The sequence below is a fragment of the Bacillus sp. F9_6S_D1_P_5 genome (genome assembly GCF_054823925.1).
Genome location: NZ_JBTREW010000018.1, coordinates 1 through 20914, shown reverse-complemented (window position 1 = coordinate 20914; position 20914 = coordinate 1). Strand labels below are relative to the sequence as shown.

At 35.0% G+C, this 20914-nt stretch carries 23 protein-coding genes and 1 pseudogene; 3 read left to right on the top strand and 21 right to left on the bottom strand.

Annotated elements, in window-relative coordinates; all coding sequences use genetic code 11:
* Nucleotides 1–23: 23 nt before the first annotated feature.
* From ACUXEY_RS20280 to ACUXEY_RS20265, 4 genes and pseudogenes are all read right to left on the bottom strand, one after another.
* The gene (locus ACUXEY_RS20280; protein WP_429602111.1) at nucleotides 24–869 is read right to left on the bottom strand and encodes a PhzF family phenazine biosynthesis protein; all 846 of its coding nucleotides are present in this window, start codon (nucleotides 867–869) and stop codon (nucleotides 24–26) included.
* A gap of 209 nt (nucleotides 870–1078) precedes the next feature.
* Nucleotides 1079–1264, bottom strand: a complete 186-nt coding sequence (locus ACUXEY_RS20275; protein ID WP_097890285.1) for a hypothetical protein — start codon at nucleotides 1262–1264, stop codon at nucleotides 1079–1081.
* A 47-nt stretch (nucleotides 1265–1311) separates the two neighbouring features.
* Nucleotides 1312–1563: pseudogene (locus tag ACUXEY_RS20270) on the bottom strand (hypothetical protein); the annotation flags it as partial.
* 104 nt (nucleotides 1564–1667) lie between these two features.
* The gene (locus ACUXEY_RS20265) at nucleotides 1668–2192 is read right to left on the bottom strand and encodes an NUDIX hydrolase (RefSeq protein WP_461301457.1); all 525 of its coding nucleotides are present in this window, start codon (nucleotides 2190–2192) and stop codon (nucleotides 1668–1670) included.
* A 177-nt stretch (nucleotides 2193–2369) separates the two neighbouring features.
* Between ACUXEY_RS20265 and ACUXEY_RS20260 the strand changes: the two genes are divergently transcribed.
* On the top strand, nucleotides 2370–3002 hold the full coding sequence (locus ACUXEY_RS20260) for a CmcI family methyltransferase (protein WP_073530858.1): 633 nt from the start codon (nucleotides 2370–2372) through the stop codon (nucleotides 3000–3002).
* 33 nt (nucleotides 3003–3035) lie between these two features.
* Here the strand turns inward: ACUXEY_RS20260 and lepB (ACUXEY_RS20255) are convergent, their stop codons facing one another.
* The 10 genes from lepB (ACUXEY_RS20255) to ACUXEY_RS20210 all read right to left on the bottom strand — a co-directional run bounded on the left by lepB (ACUXEY_RS20255) (nucleotide 3036) and on the right by ACUXEY_RS20210 (nucleotide 12566).
* Nucleotides 3036–3557, bottom strand: coding sequence for a signal peptidase I (lepB, locus tag ACUXEY_RS20255; protein ID WP_097890292.1), 522 nt, complete (start codon nucleotides 3555–3557; stop codon nucleotides 3036–3038).
* 82 nt (nucleotides 3558–3639) lie between these two features.
* Nucleotides 3640–5793 carry a peptidoglycan D,D-transpeptidase FtsI family protein gene (locus ACUXEY_RS20250; RefSeq protein WP_097890294.1) on the bottom strand — a complete coding sequence of 718 codons (2154 nt, stop codon included), beginning with the start codon at nucleotides 5791–5793 and terminating at the stop codon, nucleotides 3640–3642.
* Between the two features lie 234 nt (nucleotides 5794–6027).
* Nucleotides 6028–6756 carry an NAD-dependent protein deacylase gene (locus tag ACUXEY_RS20245; protein ID WP_429602114.1) on the bottom strand — a complete coding sequence of 243 codons (729 nt, stop codon included), beginning with the start codon at nucleotides 6754–6756 and terminating at the stop codon, nucleotides 6028–6030.
* Nucleotides 6757–6831: 75 nt separating this feature from the next.
* The gene (gene pcp, locus ACUXEY_RS20240) at nucleotides 6832–7479 is read right to left on the bottom strand and encodes a pyroglutamyl-peptidase I (protein WP_429602115.1); all 648 of its coding nucleotides are present in this window, start codon (nucleotides 7477–7479) and stop codon (nucleotides 6832–6834) included.
* A 16-nt stretch (nucleotides 7480–7495) separates the two neighbouring features.
* Nucleotides 7496–8458 carry a DUF979 domain-containing protein gene (locus ACUXEY_RS20235; RefSeq protein WP_327799685.1) on the bottom strand — a complete coding sequence of 321 codons (963 nt, stop codon included), beginning with the start codon at nucleotides 8456–8458 and terminating at the stop codon, nucleotides 7496–7498.
* A gap of 1 nt (nucleotide 8459) precedes the next feature.
* Entirely contained in the window at nucleotides 8460–9155 is a 696-nt protein-coding gene (locus tag ACUXEY_RS20230; RefSeq protein ID WP_429602117.1) for a DUF969 domain-containing protein, read from the bottom strand.
* 170 nt (nucleotides 9156–9325) lie between these two features.
* Complete coding sequence (gene pxpA / locus ACUXEY_RS20225; protein ID WP_461301456.1) at nucleotides 9326–10087, bottom strand: 5-oxoprolinase subunit PxpA; 762 nt, start codon at nucleotides 10085–10087, stop codon at nucleotides 9326–9328.
* 18 nt (nucleotides 10088–10105) lie between these two features.
* On the bottom strand, nucleotides 10106–11095 hold the full coding sequence (locus ACUXEY_RS20220) for a 5-oxoprolinase subunit C family protein (protein WP_429602119.1): 990 nt from the start codon (nucleotides 11093–11095) through the stop codon (nucleotides 10106–10108).
* Nucleotides 11086–11799 (bottom strand): 5-oxoprolinase subunit PxpB, encoded by a 714-nt coding sequence (pxpB, locus tag ACUXEY_RS20215; RefSeq protein WP_461301455.1) that lies wholly within the window; start codon nucleotides 11797–11799, stop codon nucleotides 11086–11088. Before pxpB ends, ACUXEY_RS20220 begins: the two co-directional genes overlap by 10 nt.
* 14 nt (nucleotides 11800–11813) lie before the next feature.
* Nucleotides 11814–12566 (bottom strand): IclR family transcriptional regulator, encoded by a 753-nt coding sequence (locus tag ACUXEY_RS20210; protein WP_429602121.1) that lies wholly within the window; start codon nucleotides 12564–12566, stop codon nucleotides 11814–11816.
* Between the two features lie 251 nt (nucleotides 12567–12817).
* Between ACUXEY_RS20210 and ACUXEY_RS20205 the strand changes: the two genes are divergently transcribed.
* The gene (locus ACUXEY_RS20205; protein WP_461301454.1) at nucleotides 12818–13231 is read left to right on the top strand and encodes a hypothetical protein; all 414 of its coding nucleotides are present in this window, start codon (nucleotides 12818–12820) and stop codon (nucleotides 13229–13231) included.
* 47 nt (nucleotides 13232–13278) lie between these two features.
* Here ACUXEY_RS20205 and lepB (ACUXEY_RS20200) read toward each other — a convergent pair whose 3' ends face one another.
* The 4 genes from lepB (ACUXEY_RS20200) to ACUXEY_RS20185 form a co-directional block, all read right to left on the bottom strand.
* On the bottom strand, nucleotides 13279–13830 hold the full coding sequence (gene lepB, locus ACUXEY_RS20200; protein WP_000662493.1) for a signal peptidase I: 552 nt from the start codon (nucleotides 13828–13830) through the stop codon (nucleotides 13279–13281).
* 23 nt (nucleotides 13831–13853) lie between these two features.
* Complete coding sequence (locus ACUXEY_RS20195; RefSeq protein WP_166703157.1) at nucleotides 13854–14531, bottom strand: copper homeostasis protein CutC; 678 nt, start codon at nucleotides 14529–14531, stop codon at nucleotides 13854–13856.
* Between the two features lie 195 nt (nucleotides 14532–14726).
* A complete protein-coding gene (locus tag ACUXEY_RS20190; protein ID WP_461301453.1) occupies nucleotides 14727–15860 on the bottom strand; it encodes a stage II sporulation protein P in 1134 nt (377 codons plus the stop codon).
* Nucleotides 15861–16078: 218 nt separating this feature from the next.
* The gene (locus ACUXEY_RS20185; protein ID WP_461301452.1) at nucleotides 16079–16807 is read right to left on the bottom strand and encodes an ArsR/SmtB family transcription factor; all 729 of its coding nucleotides are present in this window, start codon (nucleotides 16805–16807) and stop codon (nucleotides 16079–16081) included.
* 69 nt (nucleotides 16808–16876) lie between these two features.
* On the opposite strand from ACUXEY_RS20185, the gene ACUXEY_RS20180 reads away from it, so the two are divergent.
* Nucleotides 16877–17347: a DinB family protein gene (locus ACUXEY_RS20180; RefSeq protein ID WP_098096437.1), complete on the top strand. Its 471-nt coding sequence runs from the start codon at nucleotides 16877–16879 to the stop codon at nucleotides 17345–17347.
* Between the two features lie 196 nt (nucleotides 17348–17543).
* On the opposite strand, the gene ACUXEY_RS20175 is transcribed toward ACUXEY_RS20180, so the two are convergent.
* The 3 genes from ACUXEY_RS20175 to ACUXEY_RS20165 form a co-directional block, all read right to left on the bottom strand.
* Nucleotides 17544–18692: an acyl-CoA dehydrogenase family protein gene (locus ACUXEY_RS20175; RefSeq protein WP_461301451.1), complete on the bottom strand. Its 1149-nt coding sequence runs from the start codon at nucleotides 18690–18692 to the stop codon at nucleotides 17544–17546.
* A 154-nt stretch (nucleotides 18693–18846) separates the two neighbouring features.
* A complete protein-coding gene (locus ACUXEY_RS20170; protein WP_016717896.1) occupies nucleotides 18847–19479 on the bottom strand; it encodes a YdcF family protein in 633 nt (210 codons plus the stop codon).
* 330 nt (nucleotides 19480–19809) lie between these two features.
* The gene (locus ACUXEY_RS20165) at nucleotides 19810–20397 is read right to left on the bottom strand and encodes a GNAT family N-acetyltransferase (protein WP_429602126.1); all 588 of its coding nucleotides are present in this window, start codon (nucleotides 20395–20397) and stop codon (nucleotides 19810–19812) included.
* Between the last annotated feature and the right edge of the window lie 517 nt (nucleotides 20398–20914).

Genomic DNA, 20914 nt, shown 5'->3' with positions numbered 1-20914 from the left:
CTTTTTTATTTCCACTCAATATTTTATATATTCAAAAACTTAGTTTCGCAGTAATATCCTTTGCCGCCAACATAAACCTTTTCTATTTTATTGTTGCTGTTGATTGCTAATTTAACTAATATTTCGGAAGGCGATTGTAAAGAATAACCTTGTTCAAATACATAAACTTCTTTTTGTAAGTAGTGCTGTTCATATAGATAGCAAGCTAATGCACCGTTTGAAGTTCCCGTCGCTGCTTCTTCATTGATGTCATATAGTGGAGCAAAGTTTCTGCATATTATTCGATTGTCATTAAAAGTATATAGATGCATCCCGACAACATTATAATACTTGCTGATTTCTTTAATTTTTTCAAAATTAGGTTGCAGTGTATGTAATTGTGTTTCGCTTTTTATAGGAATTAAAATATCTTTTAATCCCGTGGAGACAATTTGAATTGGGTATGTATTGTCTATAGCCTTAATATCAAAACAGTCAATGAACTCGTTTGGAGATACAACATCATAAAATATTGGTTCGTTTTGCTCCATAAATATGATGTCATCTTTTATGGTAATAGTAAGAACACCGCTGTTCGTTTCAATCGTATAGCGATTCCTGAAAAGTTTATTTACATGCATTAGTATCACGAAAGAGCCAATTGTCGCATGACCACATAAATCAACTTCCTCTTTTGGTGTAAAATACTCAATTTTATAATCAGCAATTTTAGATTCTGATATAAATGCGGTTTCCGCGTAGCCCAGTTGTTTAGCTATTGCCATTTTTTGAGTAGTGGTCAATGTATTCTCCATAAATACCACTCCTGCTCTATTTCCACCTTTATGATCCTTACTAAATGCACTTGCAACATAAACGGATATTTTCATAAGACACCTTCCTTCCTCACTTATAGTAAATTGTAGCATAGAACATACTACGTATATATATCGTTGGATAAATTCGCCATAAAGCAAAGGACAAAATATTTTTTAGCATCTAAACTCTCCAAAAATATTTTGTCTACAGCCTGAGAGATGGATCTACCATCTCTTTTTCCCCGTTTATTTTTTAAAATTTTGTGGTGGCTTCTAGATTGTTAAGTACGTTCACGTCTCGCAATCGCATCAGCTAATGTGATAAATTGCTCATACGTTATCTTTCCTGTTACCTTCGCTTTAATAATCTTTTCCATTTCTTTTGTAATAATCCTACCCTCTATCGCTAGACTTGCTTTAGCTTCTTCGATAGCTTCATTTAGTTCTTCCTCACTTTTGAATGCTATAATTTAAGTTATCTCCTTCACATCATTTTATTTACTCTTTCAATATGAGAAAAGTAATACCCCTTTTCATCCTTTGCGTTACTCATCATACTTTGACCATCTACATCTATCTTACTAATCTCATTTCCTTTCTTATCATACGCATATATGTAACCACCATCTTTCATTGCATTTGAATACGAAACAAGATAATCCGCTTTTGGAATATTTTTAAGTTCTTTCTCACTTTTAGAACAAGCTATAAAAAGGAGCATCGTACATATAACAGTTATGCCTAATGAAATGTATTTCTGGAATATTTCATCACCTCGCATATAAAATGAGAGCAATCAACATAAAAATGCTGATTGCTCTATTAAAATAATCTCTACTAGATTATAAGAGTGATTATTTTTATACTTTTCTATTGAGAAACAAGTTGTTTTTCATACCGTTTGTTCACTTCATCTTCCGTTAAACATGCAGTTGTGTAATTAATAATATTCCGGTTATCATATGTGAATATATGTTCCAACTTATTTTCTTCTTTTAATATTATCGGTAAGTATTTTTGTAAATTGCTAACTACACCTCTATTATCACGATTTAATATCCAATCAATTTCTCTCCATTCTAATAATCCTTCCGCCGTACTTAATGGTGTATTCATATGTACTCCATCTGGCAAATCAGCAAGGAATACATACATTCCTTCACTACCCCGAGGCTCGTCCTTACTTTTAAAAACTACATTCCCCTTATACATTACACTTGGAAGATCTATGCCTGTTTCTTCAAGCGTTTCTCTAATTATCCCTTCATATGGCGTTTCATTGTCTTCAATTTTTCCACCAACACCATTCCACATTCCCATATTTGACTTTTTATTTCTATTCAATAAGAGTATTTTATTTCCCTTTCTAATGAAACAAATTGTGTACTTATACATACATTCCTTTCCTTTTCCCCCAAGTTACAGATTTCAACTGTAACTGAGGGGAAAAAGTTTTTTATTATACAAACAATTCGTTTTTAATGAGGTATTTTGCTCAATTTTATTAAAAAACATTCTCCTTACAATCATATCTCACATAATATATTGTACAACTTTCGTTTCCAGAAAGGAGTGTTCAAAATCGATAACATAAGCAGCGAATTTTTAAAACAATTTTACGATAGTCGCGTCTGGTTATATGATACACATTGGCTTGGGGTCCCCATTCTCAAACTTCCCTCTGATCTTTTTTTGTATCAAGAAATGATTTACGAATTAAAACCCGATTTAATTATTGAATGTGGCACTTGTTATGGTGGTAGCGCACTGTATTTAGCTTCCATTTTAGATTTAATTGGAAAAGGTCATGTTCTTACTATTGATATATTTCCACAACCAAATCGTCCATCCCATGATCGCATTACGTATTTAACAGCTTCTTCTGTTTCAGTAACCGCTGTGCAAACAATATTAAGTATGCGTAAACCTAATGATGTGATTTTAGTTATTTTAGATTCAGATCATAGTAAAGAGCATGTAGCAAAAGAATTGTTGCTTTATAAATCTATCGTTACCACTGGTAGTTATATTATTGTAGAAGATACATCTATTAATGGAAATCCTGTTTCTCCCGATTGGGGTCCTGGACCGATGGAAGCGGTTGAAGAGTTTTTAGCTAAAAATAACAATTTCATAATCGATGAATCTAAGCATAAGTTTTTCATTTCATTTAATCCAAAAGGTTTTTTAAAGAAGATAAAGTGAAACTTTAATAAGTGGGGTTTTGTATAACCCCACCTATTCTATGATCTTCATTTTTGAAAAAGGATAATATACAAATTCTACTTTGCCTATTATATTATCTTCTTCAATATATCCTAAGCCATTTCGACTATCTCTACTAAGCTCACGATTATCTCCCATTACAAATAACTTATTTGGCGGAATTTTTGTCTTTTGAAAGTTATAAAATACTTGCGTATTATTGAATAAATCTTTATTTGTATACGGTTCTTCTTGTTTTTTATCATTTACATACACTGATCCATTCGTTATGTTAATTACGTCACCAGGAAGTCCTATTACTCGTTTTACATAATATTTCGACCCATCCTCTTCCTTTATAATAACAATTTCTCCGTGCTCTAAATTAGAAAAATGTACTGCTGCTTTATTTACAAATACGTAGTCTTCTTCATATAAAGTCGGTTGCATCGATTTCCCTTCCACTTTACATAAAGTAAAAGAATGATAGGCTACTATCAAAACAAACACAAACAGTATGTATTTTCCCCATCCTCTTTTAATCTCCTCTTTCATATCCATTCCCACCTTATTTAAACGCTTTTTAACTCAAAAAATATATCACTGCACAATGTGTTTCCATGCAGTGATATTATTTTTACTGGGCCTTGTTCGGTTGTTCTACTGGGACTGGATTTTCACCCGCTCTTTTCGCTTTCAATTCAAAATACGCATCCAAAATCTCTTTACCAATCGCGGAATTAATTCCTGATTTGTCATCATTCACCCAAGGTACAACAACTGAAAAAGCTACTTCCGGATCAGCATCATATGGTGCATAACCGGCAAGAGTTAAATTATAACATTTTTTCCGGTTATAGTTTTCATCTCTTCCAATATCACTTTCTCCACCATATACAGTTTCAGCTGTTCCTGTTTTTCCAGCTGGTTTATACGGTAATCCTTTAAACGTTGCAGTACCTGTCCCGTCAGTTTCTTGAAAAACTCTTCTAAATCCTTCTTTTACATGATTAATGTATGAAGTGCTCATATCCACTCGATTTAAAATAACTGGTTCAATAGACCGAATAACTTTTCCAACATCCTCTGGTCTATGTGGTTGCTCTCTCACCTCTTGCACAATTTGCGGTTTCATTCGGTAACCACCGTTTGCAATGGTTGAAATATATTGAGCAAGTTGAAGCGGCGTATATGTATCGTATTGTCCAATCGCATAATCAAGTAAAAAACCAGGTATGGTATCCGTTCTACCCATTTGACCAATCGATTCATTCGGCAAGTCAATACCAGTCGGTACACCTAAGCCAAATTGTCTAAAATAGTAGCGCATTTTATTAAATGTCTCTTGTTTAATGTCTAATGGATTGTTTGGCACATAATTTATACCTGCCATCTTTAATGCTGTATTAAACATATATACGTTTGATGAAACTTGTAAAGCTCTTAAATCATCAATATCACCAAAGTCTTTCCACGATTTCTTTGGCTTAGAACTTCCTTTAAAATACATTGGTGCATCAAAGAAATGTGTATACGGCTTAATTGTGTCAGTTTGATAACCGGCTAATAATGTAGCCCCTTTCACAGTTGACCCTAACTCATAAGAACTTGTCATCGTTCCTAAAGCATAGTCTTCTATTTGCATCCCGCCATCTTTATTTACAATTTTCTTTCCTGCCATCGATAAAATTTGACCGTTTTTCGGGTTCATCATTACAACGAATGCACGATCCATCATCGGCTCTGCAGAATGAAATGCTCGTAAATTCTTTTCAAGACTTTCCTCTACTTTTTTCTGTAACTCCATATCTACTGTTAACATTAAATTATTTCCACTTTTTCCTTCGGTCACTTTTTCTGTCCGGATTATATTTCCTGCTTTATCTGTAATGCTTCTAGACTGCTCTTTCGTTCCATGTAATGCGTCTTCGTATTGCTTTTCGATGTAACTCTTACCAATACGGTCATTTCGGTTATAATCACGTACTAAGTAATAATCTAATTGTTCTCTTGGCAATCCTTCATTTTCAGTAGAAACGCTACCAAGAATAGAACGAAGTATTTTATCATTTGGGTATTCACGTTCCCAGTCCACTGTCGTATCTACTCCAGGCAAGCTTGCCAATCTTTCACTTACGACTGCATATTCATTTTGACTTACATCTTTTTTAACGATTTGCGGCGTCATTTTATATCCCGCATTCATTTTGCTTTTAATAGCTAGTACTTCTAGGTCTTCTTTTGAAAGTTCGCTTAATTCTTCTTGTGTAATTCTTTCCCTACGTAACTCTTCAACTTTTTTATCTAATTCTTTCCCTTCTATCTCTTGCTTCCTAAATGTATTCTCATCTTCTTTTGTCACTTTTGCCGCTGCTTGCTTTTCATTTAACTGCATCCAAAAATCTTTTTTATCTGTTTCTGTTAACTTGTCTATATCCTCTGGCGACATTTCAATTAACTGGGCTAACTGTCTTGCTACTTGTAAAACTTCTTTCGAATCTACCCCTTTCATTTTCGTATATGTAACGGTTCGTAGCGGTTTGTTATTTACAATCACTTGACCTTGCCGATCAAACATTTTCCCTCTAGGAACAGGTGTGCTTACCGTTACATCTTCCTTTTTGTTCACTTCATTTCTATACGTTTCTCCATCAATGATTTGTACTTTACCTAATTGAATTATAATAGCTGAAAATAAAAGAAAGACGATAAAAAATAGTACATTTAATCGAAATGGAATATGAGTCTTTTTCTTTTTCGATTGTTTCTTCTGCTCCTTTTTCTGTCTCATTTCGCTCCCTCGCTTCATTCTATTAACATTTCTACATAGAACCATTATGTATCAAATTTATTTATATGATATATATAGAATTTTATATTAATTACTAAAGAAATAAAAGATTTAATTTTCAGTTTTTTAATTTTATATCCTATTTATTACCATTCCCTTTAATACGTCATAACATGAATTTTCTTCAAACAAAAAACTGAGGTGCTCTCTTTACACCTCAGTTTTTTCAATAACTTATTTCATTGAAGATAACCCTTCAACAAACTCACCAATCTTATTTTGAAAAACAAAATCAAAGTTATATTCTTGCCCTGTTAACTCTTCATTTACTAAAATTGTCGTTGCCCCGATTTCCCTCTTTGCGATTTGTGGGAATGAAGCGACAGGTTGTACTTTTAATGATGTTCCCATAACGATAAGCACATCTGTTTCATATAAACGTTTTATCGCATTTTGATATTGCGGCAATGTATCTCCGTATAAAACAACGTCTGGATTTAAGATGAAATTACACTTCTCGCAGCGAGGTACTTCATGATCAATCATATACTGCAAATCATATCCCGCTTTACACTTCGGACAATGTGCTGTTTGAAGTGTTCCATGTAAATCAATGACATGTTTACTACCACCTAATTGATGTAAACCGTCAATATTTTGCGTTAAAATCGTAATATCTTTCCCTTGTTCTTCTAATTCAGCTAAAAAGCGATGCCCTCGATTTGGTTTATATTGATGAAACGTATTAATTTGAAAGATTTCCTTATAATGCTTCCAAAATTCTTTCGGACTTCTATTATAATATCCTCTTGATAAATACATCTCCACATTCGCATCAGCATACAATCCATTTGCTGAACGAAAGTCTGGAATACCACTTTCCGTACTTGCTCCTGCACCTGTTAACACTGTAATTTTCTTCGCTTTTTCTAAAATTGAACGTACTTCTTCAAATTGTTGCACAAAAATCACCTCTATGTATATTGCTATACTTATTATACCAGTTGTTTACAGGAGGTGTCGTACGATTCGTTTTATTTAATGCGTCGCACCCCCAATTTCCACTATATCCACCTCAACTGTCGTCGTTACCTCTACTGCCAATTCTATTCCTTTACTAATAGTAGAAAGTGACATACTCGGTTGACCTGAATAATTGCTCGCTTGTTCTGGTAAAAACGGAATATGAATAAATCCACCTTTTATTTTCTTATCACGTTTCACTAGTTCATGCATGAGACCGTAGAATAAATGATTACAAACGAATGTACCTGCTGTTTGTGAAACGGAAGCTGGTATGCCTTCTTCTTGCATTCTTTTTACAATTGCTTTCATTGGAAGTGTAGACCAATAGGCAGCTGGTCCTTCTTCTACAACCGGTACATCTACCGGCTGATTCCCTTCATTGTCAGCAATTCTTGCATCATCAACGTTAATTGCGACACGCTCTATCGTAATATCTGGTCTGCCTCCTGCTTGTCCGATACATATAATCATTTCAGGGTTTAGTTCTTCTATATATTCTTTTAAAACTTGTATTGATTTATGAAATACAGTTGGTACTTGTTTACTAATAATCTTGTATTCTCCCACTATTTTTTCATGCAAACTCTTTGCGACTTCCCAAGCTGGATTGATACTTTCTCCGCCGAACGGATCAAATCCTGTTAGTAATACTGTTTTCATAGTTTTTCCCTCCTAATTAGAAACGATATACAAGACCATACATAATAAACATATTGATAATAAAGATTGAAAGAGCAATTGGTACTTGTGCTTTAATAACCGCATTTTTATCTTTTAGCTCTAATAGCATCGCCGGAACGATATTAAAGTTCGCTGCCATTGGAGTAAGCAATGTTCCGCAGTATCCAGCAAACATTCCAAGTGCCGCCATAATTGCCGGATTTCCTCCGTGCATTTGTACAATTAAAGGTAAACCAATTCCGCCAGTAATAACCGCAAACGCTGCGAATGCATTTCCCATTACGACTGTAAAGAGCATCATTCCTAAACAATATGCCATAACAGCAACGAACGGATACTCTGTCGGTAACACTTGGCCGACTAAATCTGAAACGACTTGTCCAACACCAGACTTCGCGAAAATACCGCCAAGTGCTGCTAACATTTGTGGTAAAATGACAGCCCAGCCGACAGCTTGTAATAGTCTGCTTCCTTCTTGAACAGGCGTTGTTATTTTCGATTTTGTAATACGCATCGCCGCAACGAATGCGAGTAATGCTCCTAGTGCTAATGCAACTAATGTTACTTTATCTGGATCAACAAGGGATACATTCCCCCATTTGATTTTCCCTAACGTTAACGTACCGATAATTGTAAAAATAGGAATTAATAGTGCAGGCATAAAAATTTTATTTTTTAATTTCTCCGCATGTTTCACACGTTCTTGTACTGGTACTTCTTTCTCCTCTGACTTTGTTACTTTATTTAATGAAGCTAACACGACCATAGCGAGCACGATACAACCAACGTAAAACGAAGGTATTACATTTCCGAATAAAAACGTAATGGCAAATAACGCCCAAAATAAGCTAGAACCAAATCGATTTGGATGTTCACGATCAAATGCAATACGAACAGCGATAAAGGCAACGATTATACCTAATACGTAATAAATTGTATCCATTGTGATAATGTTCATTTTATATTGCCTCCTTATCCTCTTTTTCTTTTGATGTCATCGTTTTAGCTATATATTTATCAAATCTTCTAAATCTGATCCAGCTTACGATAAGTGCAGATATTGCAGTTGGAATACCCCAAAGAGCCATATCCCATACACCGACATGCATACCTACTGAATCGAAGAATCCTTTCATTAATAAAATAGCTCCAGTCGCGATAAATATATCCTCTCCGAAAAACCAAGCTGTATTTTCCGCAGCTGCTGCGTTTGCTTTAATTTTTTCTCTTAACTTTTCTGGGAGTTTACCATATCTTCCTTGCGCAGCTCCCTCTGCCATCGGTGCAACGAGTGGTCTTACTGTTTGTGCATGACCACCAATGTTCAGTCCAAGTGCTGCCGATGATTCTCTTATCGTAAAATATGACATTAATACTCTTCCAGTTGTTGCACCTTTTGATTTCGTAATAAGTGCTTCTGCTCTTTCTTTTAAACCGTAACGCTCTAAAATTCCGATTACCGGTAAAGTTAATATAATTGGCATAGACATATATCTATTTTCTATGAAAAATTTACCGAACATACTGATGACATCATAAAAGCTTAATCCTGAAACCATACCAGTAACAATACCTGCAACCATAACTACTAATAGTGTATTTAATCTAAATAAAAAACCAACTGCAACAAGTAGTATCCCGATTAATTTAATCATCCCAGCACTTCCCCCTATTTTTTATCCCGCATTAACGGGCAGTAAAACTCCCACCTCAAAATTCGACTAAGGCAAAAAAATTTAGATGGAAAGTCAACTGCCCGTAAATGCTCGATTGGTTCAACTAATAATCAGCGGGGGAGAACCTCCCCACTGATTAAAGTTTCACTTTATTTCGGTGCACAAATAGAAATATCATTAAGTTCGAATGTTCTGTATATTTTTTTCACAAATTGCACTGCTTTCTCTCCATCACCATGCAAACAAATGGTTTTCGCTTGAACTGCTACTTTCTCTCCGCTCACCGCTTTTACATAGCCTTCTTTCACTATTTGTAGCACTTGCTTTATCGCCTCGTCTTCATTTTTTATGAGCGCATTTTCTTCTGTCCGGCTCGTTAATGACCCATCTTGCTTATACGTACGATCTGCAAAAGCTTCTTGTACGAGAGTTATTTTGTATTTTTCTGCAGCCTGTATAAACGCCTCGCTATTTGCTAATCCGTAAAGTAATAGATTGGGATTACTATGATAAATTGCTTTTGCAATTGCATCTGCAATTTCCGAATTAGTCGCGGCCATATTATATAGAGCCCCATGCGGTTTCACATGATGCATCTCCCCGCCAGCTGCTTTCACAAAAGCGTCTAATGCGCCAATTTGATATAAAACGTAATCGTATACTTCACTTGCTGAAACGTTCATATTTCTTCTTCCAAATCCAATTAAATCAGGAAAACCAGGATGCGTGCCAATTGCTACGTTATGCTGCAGTGCCTTTTCAACCGTTTTCCTCATTACAACCGGATCACCCGCATGAAAACCGCAAGCAACGTTTATAGAGGAAACGAACGGAAGAATTTCATCATCATTCCCCATCTTATAAGCTCCAAAACTTTCTCCCAAATCACAGTTTAAATCGATTGTCGTCACGATATTTCCCTCCTAATTTCAGCTTCGTAAAGCGATGAATTTCTTTAATAGGTTCATATTGATTTCTTGTTCTATGTACAATTGTTCCGCTTCTTCCAGCGTAATTTTCTCAAAAGAAACGTAATCCCCTGGTTTTAACTGAGCAAGAAGAGGTAAATCTACTGAAATAATATTTCCCATTCTCGGATATCCGCCCGTCGTTTGCCTATCTGCCATTAATATAATCGGTTGTCCACCATTTGGAACTTGAATGGTCCCAAATGTAACGGGACTCGATAAAATCTCTTTTTCTTCCACTCTATTTAAAACTTCTCCTTCAACCCTATATCCCATGCGATCAGCGTAATTAGATACTTTATATTCTTTCGTAAAAAACGCCCCTATACTTTCTTCTGTAAATTGATCATATTCAAAATTAGTTATGACACGAAGCTTAGTATATTTCTTATACTTTGGCAGTACACTGCTGTTAATTGCCCATTTCGTTTTGATTCGTTCATCCTTTTGTAAGTCTTGAATGAAACGACTCGCCATTTCCGTGTGCGTACCAATTTGAAAATAATCTCCTTTTTTCAGCATTCTCCCTTCAATACCACCAATCGCTGCACGTATGTAAGTACTTTTGCTTCCCATCGTGCGATCAATATGTATACCACCTGCAAAAGTCACATACGCTCTGCAACCACTTTTCACTTTCCCGAAGCAAAGCATGCTACCTTCTTCCGCTAAAATGGGACGCCATAATGGAATACGCTCCCCATTCAGTAACGGCTCCATATCCGCTCCGCCAATCGCAAGTAAAGTCGTTTTCTTTATTAACAATTTAGGTCCCATAATCGTCATTTCGAGTCCCGCTTCATTCTCTTCATTACCGACTAACATATTGATCATCCGAAGTGCACTTTGATCCATTGCCCCGCCAACTGGTACACCGTATTGTTGATAGTGAGATCGTCCTAAATCTTGGACTGTTGTAAGCATTCCCGCATGCAAAACTTCTACATCCATTCTTTAGCCCCCTCAAGTGATACATACTCTTCCTTCGTTATTGGGATAAACCGTAAATACATACCGCTTTGAATATATGTTGGTGTTTCTTCTTCTGGATTAAATAATGAAATAGGAGTTCGGCCAATAATATTCCATCCTCCTGGTGTTTCAAGCGGATATATACCTGTTTGATTTCCGCCAATACCTACTGAACCAGGAGGTATTTGTAACCGTGGCGTTTCTTTTCTAGGTGTTTCTAGCTCTTTTGATAATCCCCCCAAATACGGGAACCCTGGTGTAAAGCCTAACATATACACAAAATATGTTGTTTCACTATGTATACGAATCACATCTTCCGCTCGTAATCCTCTACACTGCGCGACTTTTTCTAAATCAGGTCCATATTCTCCCCCGTAGCAAACCGGTATAGAAATATGTTTCACATCTTGGTTCACTTCTTCTTTATACGAATCACACAGCTCTTTTATATATTGGCAAACGTAATGATACGGCCCTTCACTTCTCCCATTTCGCTTCCATACTTCGTATACATTGTAATAGACCGCTAATGAAGTAAAAGATGGCACACACTCAACCATTCCTGTAAACGGATGCCTTCTCAACGCTTGAAACAATCGCTGCACTTTTTCGTATGTATCCATCCCAATCTCTTCACCAAATGTAACAATAATTGCTTGATCCCCTAACGCAGAAAATTTCATCCCACTCCCTCTTTCTATGACAAAAAGCCGAGTTCTTTCGAAATGCGATGTGCTGTCTCTTTCACTTTCGCAATAAAATATGCAATATTACTTTCGTTATACTCAATTGCTAATCCCGAAATACTAATACCTGCTACAACCGTTCCATCGCTTGCGTAAATGGGCGCCGCTATAGCCGCTGTATGATTTTCTAACTCAGAGTAGCTAATTGTGTGACCTTCCTTTTTCGCCATTTGTAACACTTCTAACAATTGCTCCTTATCCACGATTGTTCCATCTGCAAACTGTTTTAAATCCGTTTCCTCTACATATTTCCGTTTCTCTTGCTCTGAAAAATACGATAGTAAAATTCTCGGACATGCCCCCGCATAAAGTGGCGCCCTTCTTCCAACCGCTGTATACACGCGTACAGGCTGAACACCTTCCATCTTTTCAATATAAATCGCGTCATTACCATCTTGAATAATTAAATTAACTGCCTGCCCTAAACTATCTCTAAGCTCTTTCATATACGGAATCGCAATATTTCTTACTGATAATCTTTGTGAAACGAGTTGACCAAATCGTAAAAAAACGACTCCGAGACGATACTTTCCTTTCTCGTTTTTTTGTAAAAACTCCATTTCTTCTAACGAGCCAATTAAACGATAAACAGATGTTTTCGGCATACTCGTAAGCTGAACCATCTCTGTTAAACTTAGCTCTTCATGCTCATAAAACAACTCTAAAATATCCATTGTCTTAACTGCCGTTTTATTTATACTCATTCTATCTCCCTCTTGTTCCGAATTCCGGAACTTAAATTCCGTTTTTCGAAACAAATATATAATTTAAAATTATAAAATATTCTTTTAATTCAATCAATATTTTTTTAAGCGTATGACTCGATATATTTGTCCGTAATTTAAAAAACGTAAATAATCCAATGGATTTGTAAATTTTTACATAAAAATATCACATTCCTAATATATTTCAATTATTATGATATATGTAAAACAAAATGTAAGGAGTGTTTCTTTTGAAAAAGTTGCTAGTGATTCCCGCCATTATGTTATCTTTTTGTATAGGTTATAATGTGACTTTTGCAACAAATGAGGATACTCATTCAACCGCTAAAGTTGCCCAACATTATAAAATAGCGAACGAAGAAATCCATTTCTTCGGATCAAGTATTTCTAGTTTTAACTATTCTCACGGTGATGAATTAAGCCTTTTTGTAAAAAATATAGGCGATTCTCCTTTTAGCTATACTTTATATAACGTTAAAGGTTCTTGGATGATTGACAGAACTTTAAAACCTGGGGAGCAAGCGATTAATGAATTTAGTATCAATTGGAGTGATTGGCTTCCTGAAGGTGAATACAAAATAAAATTTAGAAATAATGACGGTTCTCTTTCAAAAGTTCAAGTTATAGCAAAACCAAACATTTAAATAAGGCACAAAAAAAGTATGGAAGAATATTCTCCCATACTTTTTCTTTATAACGCTCTTACTTGTTTCAACGGCCAGAAAACAGCTTGTCCTTTTCCGACAATCTCATCTTCTGAAATGAATCCAAACATACGACCGTCTTTCGAAACTTCACGATTATCTCCTAAAACAAACACTTGACCTTCTGGCACTTTCGTTTTTCCTGTGATTTGTTCTAACGTAAAGTCTGGAGTTAATACACGGCCTGCTGCTTTTTCTTTAAACTCTTTTAAATACGGTTCTTCCATCGCTTTTCCGTTTACATATAACACATCGTTTTTATACTCAACTGTATCGCCTGGTAAACCAATTACTCGTTTTACTAAATCGTACCCTTCTTTACCGTGGAAGACGATAATATCAAAGCGCTCTAATCCACTTATACTATAGCCAATCTTATTCACAAGCACTCGCTCGTTATTTTCTAAAGTAGGCATCATCGATTCACCTTGTACTAATGAAGGTGTAAATAAAACACCGCGAATAATAGCAATTAATACAAGAGTAAATCCTATCGTTTTAGCCCATGAGAATAATTCTTTCTTCGTATTTTCCTTCATCGTTTCTCCTCTTTCTTACGTGTTTATTGTATGATTTGAACTAATTCTTGCACTAAATTAAGATCAATTTCAGAAAAACATGATTTCCCTTCTCTTACCGCTGTACCGACATGTGCTTGCGTAATTCCAGTTTCATCTAGCAATTGCTTTATATTTCCTTTCGTCACGCCAGCTCCAGCAACAAGTTGAATTTGACCATCGCTTACTTTTTGCATTTCTGCAAGCACCGGTATATTCTCTACTATATTTCCTTGTCCACCTGAAGTTAAAACGTGAGTCACTTTATGAAACTTCTTTAAAGTTCTCATCGCTTCTACTGGATTTTCTATGTCATCTATCGCACGGTGGTACGTTACATTTATTCCTTCTACAACAGATAGTAGATCGGCTAATTTTTCTTCATCCACTTCATTTTGTTCGTTTAGTACACCTAATACAACACCAGCTGCACCTAACTTCTGCGCGATGATAATATCTTCCTTCATCATTTCAATTTCTTCTTCCGTATATGTAAAAGACTTCGCATGCGGACGAATCATAACGTGAACCGGTATATGTACTGCTTCTACCGCTTTTTTAATAAATGCATAACTCGGCGTTAAACCGCCTTCTGTATAAGATGAAATTAATTCAATTCGCTTCCCGCCAGCTCTTTCAATTCGTTTCACATCTTCTAAACATGTTGCAATAACCTCTAGCATGAGATGACCTCTTTTCGTGCTTTTTTCTTATTATAACATTAGTAAAAATAAGAAACCTAGCTTTCTCCTATAAAACTGTAAAAAGAAGAATGAAAAGAAAGATTTTTTTATTGATTGCCTTCATTGTTAATATTATATTCTACTAAAAAAGGAGTAATCCCTAGCACTTCTGACTAGGTATCACTCCTTTTTATTTTAGTTATTTTTCTTTGTTACTTCATTATAATAGTGGCTAAATGCTTCTACTAATGCGTCAACTGACGCATACAATTCTTCTGGTGTATTATCAACGCCTCCCATTTCAATAAGTAATGCATTCGGAGAAAGGTCTTGATTATATACTCCGTTCCCGCTTTTACGATCTTTAATAAAAATCCCTCGGCTTAAACCGTAATACTTCTCATCTAAATATGAATTTATTGCCGTTACTATTTTTTTATTTTTTTCATAGTTAGGATTTTCTCGTCCTAAAATAAAATAGAGCCGTGCATAATTCTTTCCATTAATATTTTTTGTTGTAATATTTTTTCGGGCATCATCTCTATGAAGGTCCATCGGAAACATAATATTTTTATCTTGCGCTAATTTATCTTGTAATATTTGACGGGACCCTTTGTAAGATTGGGCCCAATTTAAATTTTTATTTCGCAGAAAATCCCTCATATTTGTCGTATCATGTGAAACACCTATTCCTTTTTCTTCTAACTTTTGTTTTAAATAGTTTCCAACAAACGTAATATTCACTTCATTATTTGTACTGGAAGCATCATCGGGCACAGTAGCACCTGGAATAAGAGGAATAAACGCTTCCCAACTATGTGTATGATAAATAAAAACTTTATTTTGTGTATTTGAATTTTCATCAGTAGAATTGTTTTCTTTCCCACTCTTTGGGTGTTCAATAGCAGTACCTTTATCTTTAATTTTATCTAAAGGAATACTGGATTCTTCAGGAACATTCGTATAATCTGTTCCTTCCCCAGCAATTAATATTTCTGAATAAAATTGATTCATATTAGGAAGTTCTCGAGTTAATAAACTTCGCAGATCATTTACATTAATATTTGTAGAAAGTGACAGTAAAAAAGACTTCAAAGACGCTCGTCCTTTTTCTTTATGAAATTCTTCTGCAAAATAACGATTTTCACTTCCTATCATATACATAAGGCCTTTAGTAGAATTCGTTCCTAATAACTGATTCATATAAAATGATTTAAATACGCTGGAATTACTAGAAATGAAGAATGAAGTGAGGATACATATAATAGTGAATAAAATACATATCACTACATATCTTACATTCAATACTTTCAGTTTAATTTTATTCATTTTATATCTCCCTTCATTTACTATATTCTTACGCTTAATTTTTAAGTAATATGATTACTAATTTAATAGAATTGCCTCAATTACTATGTTCTCATTTAAGCTCTTGCCGTAAAGCAAATGAGGTTAAAGTTGCCGTGCGCAAATACCCTCAAAAATTTTAAAAGAAATTAAATAACCTGAGTCTATATAAATATAGAACTCAGGTTATTTAATACTGTTTACTCGACAGAAGACACTGTATTTTGATGGACTTTTTTATTCTCCATGTCAAGACCTAATTGATCTTTCAATAACTTCATACCTTTTTGTGTAAGATGGACAGCCCGACTCTTATCCGTTTTTGTAATCCATTCCTGTTCAAAAAATAGTTTTGCTATTGCAGATCCTAACCAACCAGAAATATGGTAGCGTCGTTCACTCCAATCAAGACAAGGTTTTGCAAATACCCTCCTCTTTATATGTGCCGTTTCAATATTTATTCCAAAATTCAGAAACCACTGCTTACCTTGTTCCGTTACAATGTATTCTCCTTCCTCTAAAATTAGAAATTCCTTATGTAGTAATTTTTCGGTTATCTCTACACCGAGTCTGCCTGCAAGATGATCATAGCAAGTTCGAGCGTAACGAACTTGTTTTAGTTGATTCGATTGTTTTAAAGAACGAACTTGGACTGTTGGTGCGATTGTTCCTAACTTTTCAAGAACTTCTGCTACCTCTTGATTAGCAAGTCGATAGTAACGATGTCTACCATGTTGTTCAACTGTAAGTAGATTCCCCTCTATTAATTTAGAGAGATGAGAACTAATCGTTGGATTTGAAACTTTCGCCATATAAGCCAATTCGCTAGCAGGTAGTGCCTGGTTATTCATTAAACAATCTAAGATAATTGCTCTTGTAGGTTCAGCAATTAGTTTAGCTATATATGAGATATTCGGATATACATTCATATTTCGATGATACCCTAACTATTAAACTGATACAATTATTTTAAGTTTAATAGTAAAGGAGAATGTATTATGAACGCAATTGATCTTAGTATATTAAATTTGAAAGAAACGAGAAGGCGCTCAGAAAAATTATGGAATTCTCTTCCTGACAATTTTCTTAATTGGAAGCCTGATCATGAAGCTATGTCATTTGGTGAAATGATTCGTCATGTATGGAGTTCAACTTTTTACTATCATATGATTTTAAAAAACAACGGTTCAATAAATGATATACATTTCCCGTATGATGACGAGCCGATTACTTGTGTAAAAAAAGAAATTGAATTGGCACAAGTATACTTTACTGACTTCATAGAATATGTACAATCAATAAGCATAGCCGAGCTAGATTCAACCCTTATTGATCGAAGCGATGTTGGCTATCAACGATATTTAGGCGACATGCTATTACGAATTGCCTATCATGACGCGGTCCATGCAGGGCAATTTTTACAATATTTACGAATGGTAAACTTGGAAAGACCTTTAATATGGGATTAAAAGTTGCCAAACGAACATTACAATAAATATTCTTTCAGCCAATAACAATCCAAAATCATGATAACAATTTCTATTAAAAATCTCATCTCAATTTGGTACGTCGTACACATAAAAAGCACGGGTTTGATTACTAATCAAACCCGTGCTTTCGAAACAACTATAATATCCATAAACAATAAAATGTAAGCTTTAAAAATTACGACCGAAACGCCGCATCCGCCAGCATAGATAGTGTTACATCATCCATCGGCGGATTATGCAATCCTGCCCTGACGTTTAAATAGTAACGATGAAGCGGATTTTTTTCTGATAAACTTTTTGCTCCTACGATGCGCATTGCTTTATCAACAATTGATATCGCCGCATTCGTTACGGCATATTTCACTGCTGCTAATTCTGCTTGCAATGATAGTTTATCCTCTGCCTCATCGTACTTTTTCGCAATTTGATATAAAAAGACGCGAGCTTGCATAAGCTCAAGTTCTAATTCTCCAACTAATTTTCTAACATTCGGCAATAAACTAATAGAATGATTTAAACTATTTGGCTTGTATGATCCCGCAAACTGAACTGCATAATTTCTTGCTGCTTGTGCAATTCCTAAATAACATGCTGGTATATGTAGCAACCAGCCAATACCCTTTTGTTTCACTTTTCCGCCCTTTATATCTGTAAATAAGCGGTTTTCTATCTCCACATTTTGTAAGACAAGGTCGTGACTAGCAGTTCCTCGCATTGCAACGCTATCCCACGTTTCTTCAATGGATACACCGAGTGTATTTCTTGGAATAACAAACTCACCAACTTCTTCTCGGCCTTCCATACTCGCTGAAATAATAAAATAATCAAGTATTGGGGCCATCGTTGTAAAGGTTTTCCTTCCGTTTATAACCCACTTCTCGCCTTGTTGAACCGCTATTGTTTCTGGTTTACCGCCACGCGTCGGACTCCCTGTTTTTGGTTCTGTTGCTGCTCGGTTAAAGAGCGCACCGTTGCGCACTTCTTCGCAAAACCATTTGAACATCTCATCATTCCAAGAGCGATTTTCCGCTAGCTCTTTCACAATGCCAAGATGCCAGCCAATCGATAATGCAGTAGCTCCGCAGCCTTCCGCGATTTTCTCTTGAAATAAAACGAAGTCATATAAAGAAATCGCACTACCATCAAATTCCTTCGGTAACGTTAATTTCGTATATCCGATATCTTTCAAATCACTTATATTTTCATACGGAAATGATCCTAATTCACTTAGTTGATGCTCCCTTTCCATGAACTTCGGAATCAATTTATTTATTTGTGCAATAATGAAAGATTGTTCTTCTGTTTCAACAAATGAGAGTGCCATACTATAATCTCCTTTATGTTCGATTCATCAACCGCTCACTTTTTCATTATGATTATATGAAGCTACCTCTCTATTGTTTCACTATTCCGATAAAAATACAATGTTTTTGACTAATAAGAAAAGTTCCTATTTAAGGATAGGTTCTTTTCTTATGTTAGTCTCCCTTCAATGCCTTTAATGGCAAAGAGGTTACATATCCAATATACGAGAATAATTCTTTAAAGAAGAATGGAATTTCTGTGTCTAACGTTTTATATGCTGATGTCGGCGTTGGTGAAGCATACGCTTCAATATTAATATGTTTTGCGATTCTCATTGCGCGTTTCATATGAAGTGGATCACTTACAATCGTGTATGTGCGTATTCCGTTCTCTATTCCAACTTCCTTCGCATTCTTTAAGTTTTCTTCAGTGAAAAGGGATTTTGTTTCAATTAAAATATCTTCGTCTTTTACACCTTGTTTCATTGCATATACTCTTGCAGTACGCGCTTCCTCAAGTTCTGCCTCGAACTTTGTACCACCTGTAAAAATAATCTTTTTAATGTTTCCGTTCTTATATAAAGAAATCGCATGATTAATTCTTTCTTTAAATACAGGGGATGGTTTTCCGTTCCAAGAAGCCGCTCCTAGTACGATACCAGCATCCGTTTTCACACTATCATCTGTTTTAAAACGATAGCTCCAAATATCGTAAGCTGCATAACTTACATATAAAATAGCAGAACAAATCATTAGTAAAAATACTTGAAAGATTCGTCTTTTCTTACTTTTCTTATTTTCTTTCATTTGTAATTGCCTCCGTACATCATCCATACTTCTATAAAAAAACATTTATATCAAATCGTTTTGTTTGAGTTTATTTAAAAGAAGGAACTTTACTTGTTATTTATGTATAAAAGGGTTTTCATTTAAAATTGAGGATTATCAATTCATTTTCATTTGCGGTTTTCATTACATGTTTTAAATTCATAAGTTTATTACCATACAACTACATTGTAACGAATTTTTTCTCAGAAGGGAACGATGAAACAAAAGTAATTAAAATAAAGTAGCATTTTGTAAGAAAAAAGGTATATTTTTCATGTATTACGAACAATATACCTTCCAAAACACGAATTATAACTTTTCTTTATACAATTCTAATTTTTCTAACAGACGTGCTTTCACAACTGGCCATTCGCTTGCGATCATACTATACACAACCGCATCTCTCACATGTCCACTTGGCAATTTTCTTTCATTTCTAAGCACACCTTCTTTAACTGCACCTAACCTTTCAATTGCTCGTTGTGCTTTTTCATTTCTTGCATCCGTCTTAATTTGCACCCTGAGCATATGCAATTTTTCAAAAGCATACTGGAGAAGCATATACTTACACTCTGTATTAATACTCGTACGTTGCACACTTGGATGATACCAAGTCTGCCCTAACTCTACTGTTTTATCTTCTACTGAAATATTATATAGACGTGTACTTCCTACAATTGTATTCGTCTGTTGATCCACTACAACGAAAGGTATTTCAGTACCCCTTCCATAACCCTTTATCGCTTTTTGAACATATTGCTGCATATCTTGCGCAGTATCCATTTTAGAGATTAAATACGCCCAAATATCCCGATTTCCTTCTACAATCGAAAACAAAGTTTCGACATCATCACTATCTATTAACCGTAACTTTGCTCTTTCGTGAATCATTTCCATTTGTAAGCCCCCTTTGTTGTTACTATATCATATGTAACAGAAACGTTTTATAAGAATAATAGAATATTTTTAAAAGAATTCCTTTTCAAATATATTCTTCTCGTATAAGGTAGAAAGGCTCATCAATAACCTTTAAAAAGGAAAATTTTGATAATTACCAATAAATACTATATAATGATGAACGGGAGGGGATAAAAATGCTAGATCAAATTACTTGGGGAACCCCAGGCAGCTTATTATGCTTAGGATTCTTTTTTGCAGGACTAGGAATTTTCTTAAGAAGCATGACATCATATTCAAAAAATAAATAAAAGCATCCCAAAAACATAAAATAGTACATTTTCATGTTTTAGGATATTTGATTTTCTTAGCTTGATAGTGATGTGGGAATACCTCGCTTTTAAACAAAAAAGCCTTCCTTTTGGTCTTATCCCTGTCAAGTAGACAGTATTAAAAAGACTAAACAGCCATCGAGATTCGATATTCTATCGGAGCTCGATGGTTGAGTCGTTTTTGG